Origin of the sequence: Kitasatospora sp. NPDC059747 (assembly GCF_042732955.1) — a bacterium.
Taxonomy (GTDB): Bacteria; Actinomycetota; Actinomycetes; order Streptomycetales; family Streptomycetaceae; genus Kitasatospora.
The window spans coordinates 5,233-10,552 of sequence record NZ_JBHWGV010000154.1; the positions used below are offsets into that span (position 1 = coordinate 5,233).

4 protein-coding genes are annotated in these 5,320 nt (G+C 72.4%); 1 reads left to right on the forward strand and 3 read right to left on the reverse strand.

All coding sequences use genetic code 11. From position 1 onward, the window contains the following. Window positions 1–119 precede the first annotated feature (119 nt). On the reverse strand, window positions 120–2,645 hold the full coding sequence (locus tag ACFV4G_RS38925) for a collagenase (RefSeq protein ID WP_380447527.1): 2,526 nt from the start codon (window positions 2,643–2,645) through the stop codon (window positions 120–122). A 298-nt stretch (window positions 2,646–2,943) separates the two neighbouring features. On the opposite strand from ACFV4G_RS38925, the gene ACFV4G_RS38930 reads away from it, so the two are divergent. Next, a complete protein-coding gene (locus ACFV4G_RS38930) occupies window positions 2,944–3,384 on the forward strand; it encodes a VOC family protein (protein ID WP_380447528.1) in 441 nt (146 codons plus the stop codon). 73 nt (window positions 3,385–3,457) lie between these two features. Here the strand turns inward: ACFV4G_RS38930 and ACFV4G_RS38935 are convergent, their stop codons facing one another. Continuing rightward, entirely contained in the window at window positions 3,458–4,117 is a 660-nt protein-coding gene (locus tag ACFV4G_RS38935; protein ID WP_380447529.1) for a glyoxalase, read from the reverse strand. 75 nt (window positions 4,118–4,192) lie between these two features. Next, window positions 4,193–5,161, reverse strand: a complete 969-nt coding sequence (locus ACFV4G_RS38940; protein ID WP_380447530.1) for a hypothetical protein — start codon at window positions 5,159–5,161, stop codon at window positions 4,193–4,195. Between the last annotated feature and the right edge of the window lie 159 nt (window positions 5,162–5,320).

Sequence of the window (5,320 nt, forward strand, 5' to 3'; positions counted from 1 at the left end):
AAACCCCCCGTGTCACCGCGCATGTGCGACGATACACCGCGCAGTCGCAGCGCGACTCCACCGCGCTGCGCCCCGGGTGGGTGTCCGGGCCCGCCGCTGTCGTGTCTGTCCGCGAGGGGTCAGTACCGCGTGGTGACGGTCACCCCGCTGAACGCCGTCCGGGCGTAGAGGCTGATGTAGCGGTAGCCGGCCGTCGTGTTGGTGACGGTGAGGCTCTGGGTGGAGCCGTCGTTGAACGAAGCGCTCCTGTAGGCGTTGAGCGTGGCCCACGAGGTCGGGTTGTAGAGCAGGTAGGCCGTGCCGGTGCCGCCCTTGGTGGTGGCGGTCAGCGTGGTGGTGCCGGCCGGCAGCCAGATGTAGAGGTAGTCGAGGTTGCCCGCGGACGCGGACTGGTCGGTGCGGTAGCAGTTGCGGTCCATCACCCGGGTGTCGGCCGCGGTGCACGCCGTCGTGCCGTCGGTGACGGTGAGCGACTTGCTCGCGGTGGCGGTGTGGCCGCTGTCGTCGGTGACGGTCAGGGTGACGGTGTAGGTGCCGGGTGCGGTGTACGTCTTCGCCGGGCTGGCCGTGGTGGCGGTGGTGCCGTCGCCGAAGTCCCAGGCCCAGGAGGCGATCCGGCCGCCGCCGGTCTCGGTGGAGCGGTCGGTGAGCCGCACGGTCAGGCCGTCGGCGGTGCTGTCGAACGCGGCGGTCGGGGTGCCGCCCGTGGTGGCGCACGCACCGGCGGCGCAGGCAGTCAGCCAGGCGTCGAAGTCGGCGTCGTACGAGGTGCCGAGGGAGTTGTAGACCGCGTAGCCGCCGGGGTAGTCGCCGGCCCGGAAGTGGCCGAGCATCGCCTGGACGACGTCCGGGTGCTTCTCGACCATGTAGCGCACGGCGAGGTAGCCCCACGGGTAGGTGCGGGTGGTGTCGCTGTTGTCGTAGGTGTTCTGGAACAGCGTGCTGAGCTTGTAGGTGTGCTTGGCGGCCTCGGACACCGCCTGGGTGTCGGTGACGCCGCGGTAGGTGTAGGAGACGTACTCGGCGACGCCCTCGATCCACCACACGTCGGGCACGGCGATCTGCTGCGAGAAGTTGCCCTTCATGTCGTAGCGGGCGTCGAGGGCGTGCGTGTACTCGTGGTTGAGGTTCCAGACGCGGGCCGTGAAGCCGTTGTCGGTCGGGTGGCGGTAGGTGATCGAGAGCGGCTGGTTGGCGGGGCTGGTCGGATCGCCCGTCAGCGTCATGCCGCCGTTGTTGGTGTCGATGCCGTAGATCGGCCCGGCGTAGGTCTGGTAGTCCGCCGGGCTGGCGAAGTTGACCAGTTGGAGCGTGGACTCGTACTGGCCGGGTATCGGGCCGTTGTCCTTGACGAGGTTGTGGACGAACGGGTCCTGGTTCTGCAGGCTCGCGCAGACGGCGTCCAGGTCGGCCGCGGTGAGGTCCTGCGCGCGGACGGTGTGCGTGGCGTCGCAGGTGCGGCTGACCGGCAGGGCGGCGGCGGTCAGCCGCTGGGGCAGGTCGCAGACGCCGTAGTACGAGCACTGGGCCTGGTCGTAGGCGGCGGCCAGCCCGGCGACGCCGACCCACAGCGGGGCGGTCGGACCGGTGATGGACGAGGCGTCGAGCAGGCCCTTCATCAGCGGGCGCACCTTGGCCTGGAGGGCGGGGTGCTCGATGAAGCGGGCGGTCTCGATGCCGGCGTTGGAGTCGAGGAAGGAGTTGGTGCCGCCGAGCAGGCCGCGGTGGTCGAGCGCGAAGGCGTCGAGGGTGTCGATGAGGCCCGGGTCGGCGGTGACGGCGTCGACGTAGTCCTGGTTCTGGTGCCCGCGGAAGATCGGGGTGAAGACGTCGTTGACGAAGTTGACCATGTACCAGGAGGAGTCGTACGCGGCGGTGTAGCCGTTCAGCACCCGCTTGTACGTGCCGAGGTAGCGGGCCTGCAGGTTCGCGCTGTCGGTGAGGATGACGGCCTCGCCCGCGATCTGCCCGTTCGCGTCGCTGACGTCCGTGAAGTGCGGGCTCGCGGTGAACGCGTCGAGGCCGCCCGCCACCGCGGTGGTGAGGGCGGAGTCGTAGGAGCCGACGTCCGCGGGGTGGTTGAACTGCACGTAGTACCCGGCGCGCAGGTAGAGCACCAGTGGCAGGATCCCCGTCGAGTTGTCCCCGGGGTAGGCGGAGGCGACGCCCTGGAGGGCGTTGGCGATCGTCATCATCTGGCTCTCGCGGAACACCCCGGACGCGTCGGAGCCGGCGATCCCGAAGAGCGTGTTGACGCAGTCGGGCGTCGAGGCCTCGACGAAGGAGACCAGCGCGGACCCGGTGCGGCCGCCGAAGTCGGCCGGGGTGCAGGACGCCGCGGCGAGCCGCGTGGCCGCAGGGGCGTGCGGGGCGGTCGCGGGCGCGGTCAGGGGGCTGCGCGGCGGGAGTTGGGCGGCGGTGAGGGGGTGGTCCTGGACGGCCTCACGGCTCGCGGCGTCCCTGGCGGAGCTCCCGGTCGGCGGCAGGATGCGGGGGCCGTGCCCGGCGGACGCCGTGTGGCGTGCGGACGCGGGCGGGGCGCTGTCCGGGGCCGCGAAGCCCGGCGCGGCGCCCAGGCCGACGACGGCGGTACTCGCCGCGGCGAGGACCGCCATAGCCCTTGGCAGCTTGAAGAACTGACTCATCAACACTCCTGTGTGGGGGTGGGTCGAGCTGCCTCCGCGCGCTGTCCGTTGGGGGGTGCTCACCGAGGCATGTGAAATAACACATGTCACCGGTCACATGGGTCAAGACCCGGGCGTCAAGGTTCGCATCCGGACCGTTCCGAATCGCGACATTGAACGTTCAAATGCCCGTCACCGCGCCAACAGCAAGGCAGGCCAGGGCGGTTGGCGGCCCGTCACGCGACCGTCCGGGGCAACGGCGCCGACCGCCGGGGGCATTGACACCGGCACTGTCGGCCCCGGCCCCTACCCTCGGGGCATGACGATTCAGCGCATGGACAACGTCGGCATCGTCGTCGACGACCTCGACGCCGCCATCGCGTTCTTCACCGCACTCGGCATGGAGCTGGAAGGCAGGATGCCGACGGACGGAGAGTGGGCGGGCAAGGTCGTCGGGCTCGACGACATGCGGTGCGAGATCGCGATGATGCGGATCCCGGGCGCCCCGGGCCGGCTCGAACTGGCGACGTACCACACCCCCGTGGCGATCACCCCCGCGCCGGAGGTCCCCCCGGCGAACACGCTCGGCCTGCACCGCGTCATGTTCGCCGTCGACGACATCGAGGACACCCTCGCCCGCCTCCGGCCCCACGGCGCCGTCCTCGTCGGCGAAGTGGCGCGCTACGAGGACAGCTACCTGCTCTGCTACCTCCGCGGGCCGGGCGGGATCATCCTCGGGCTGGCCCAGCAACTGGGCTGAGCCGAAGGACACGCCCCGGGCCCGGCAGGCCGCGTCCGGGCCGAGGCGTCGTCCGCGCGTTCACCGGACCGGGTCAGGAGCCGGCCGCGGCCAAGGCGACACTGTCCCAGGCGAACCCGTCCGGGTCCGTGAAGGACGCGGCGCCGGTGCTGCCGAGGACGATCCGGTGCGAGCCGGTGCCCTCGACGGCCACGCCGACCTCCTTCGCCAGCGCGCGGCGCTTGTACAGCGCCAGCTTGACGGCGCCGGGCCCGCCGGCGGTGAACTCGGTGTACTTGCCGCCGAAGCTCCTGGCCACGGTCAGGCCCCGGCCGACGTAGAACTCCCTGGTGGCCTTGACGCCCTCGACGCCGAGCAGCAGGACGACGTCGTCGATCTCGCGGGTGGCCGGGCCGGTGTCCTTCTTCGCCGAGGTCGCGATCTTCCAGGCCGTCCCGTCCGGCGCCTGGACGACGCCGCCGTAGCCCCACAGCGACCTCGCCGCGGGCTTGAGCACCGTGGCCCCGGCGGCCACGGCGTCGGCGATGAAGCCGTCGACGGTGCCCGGCCGGGACACCGTGAGCGCCATGGCGAAGCCCCGGAAACCGGTGGTCGGCGCCGCGGACTCCCGCAGGCGGACGTGCTGCTCCACGCCGAACGCGGCATAGAAGCGGTGGGCTGCCCCGGCGTCGGCCACCTCAAGGGTGACGGAGGCGAGGGACACGGTGGACGCGGTGTTCTCGTTGTTTCCCATACCCATGACGCTACGGGCGGCCCTGCGGCGGGGGCTTCTCGAATCCTGACCGGTCCCGTGGGTTTCCGGCACCTCCTACGAACCGGCCGCGGCCACCGATCGCGCGAGCTCCAGCATCGCGTCGTTGCCGGCCCTGACCGCGGTCAGCTCCGCTTGGTGCTGGCGGATGAGCTCGTCCTCGTAGGCCGTCTCGACGGTGAACCAGACCCCGACGACGTTCGTCCGGGCCTTGCAGTCGACGTCGGCGGTGGCCGTGGCGATCTCCTCCGCGGACGGCGCGGCGGCGGCCGCCCAGCGGGAGTCCTTGAGGGCGTCCCCGGGCGTGGCGTAGGAGTAGCCGCGGTCCCCCATGCAGCGCGACCAGTCCTGGAAGACGGTCCTGACCCTGGGGTCCGTCATCGAGCGTTCGAAGCCCTCGTAGTTGATCCCCACCGCGACGTCGGCGTCCCGGCCGGTGCCGCCGCGCGAGGTCAGCTCCTTCTGCGCGGCCCCGACGCACCCGCCCGGCGGCAGCCCCTTGCCCCGGAACTCGGTGGCCGATCCCGGGGCGGGCTTCCCGCCCGGCCCGAGGCCCGTACCGAGCACGGTGGTGAGCTCGGCGCCCATCGACGCTCCCCCGCTCGGCTTCCTCGCGCCGCCCGGGTCGGGCGCGTGGTAGCCGTGCACGGAGACGTCGGCGAGTTCGACCGGGTCGTACCGGTGAGCGGTCTGGCTCTGGGACGGCACCGACCCGGACCCGGGCGGCCGGGAGTACTCCAGGCCGAACCCCCGTACGCAGCGGGCGACCAGCACGGTCTGCGCCGCGTCGTACTGCCGGAACTGCTCCCCGCTGAGCAGGTAGGCCTCGATGGGCAGGGCCCGGTCGCCCGCCTCGGTCAACCGGGGGACGTCGCCGATCGGTGGCGGGTCCATCGGCGTCAGGGACGCGGACGGCCTGGCGGCGGGCGCGGCGGGGGCCGCGGGTCCGGAGGCGCAGCCGGCGGTGAGGACCAGGGGGACGAGCAGGAGGGCGGCCAGTGAACGGCCGCGGTGGGGGGACGTCATGGCGGGGCTCCTCGGGCGGCTCGGGCGGTACGGGTGGTACGGGCGGCTCGGTCGGCTCGGTCGGTGGAACGGGGCGACCGGGGGGGGGGGCCCCCCCCGGGGGGCCGCCCCCCCCGCCCGGCGGGGGTGGAGATTTCAAGGGCGGGGGGGGGGTTTTGG

Excerpts from the sequence above, each read along its gene's own strand:
- ACFV4G_RS38925 (WP_380447527.1), bottom strand. The coding sequence starts at position 2,645 with ATGAGTCAGTTCTTCAAGCTGCCAAGGGCTATGGCGGTCCTCGCCGCG.
- ACFV4G_RS38930 (WP_380447528.1), top strand. The coding sequence starts at position 2,944 with ATGACGATTCAGCGCATGGACAACGTCGGCATCGTCGTCGACGACCTC.
- ACFV4G_RS38935 (WP_380447529.1), bottom strand. The coding sequence starts at position 4,117 with ATGGGAAACAACGAGAACACCGCGTCCACCGTGTCCCTCGCCTCCGTC.
- ACFV4G_RS38940 (WP_380447530.1), bottom strand. The coding sequence starts at position 5,161 with ATGACGTCCCCCCACCGCGGCCGTTCACTGGCCGCCCTCCTGCTCGTC.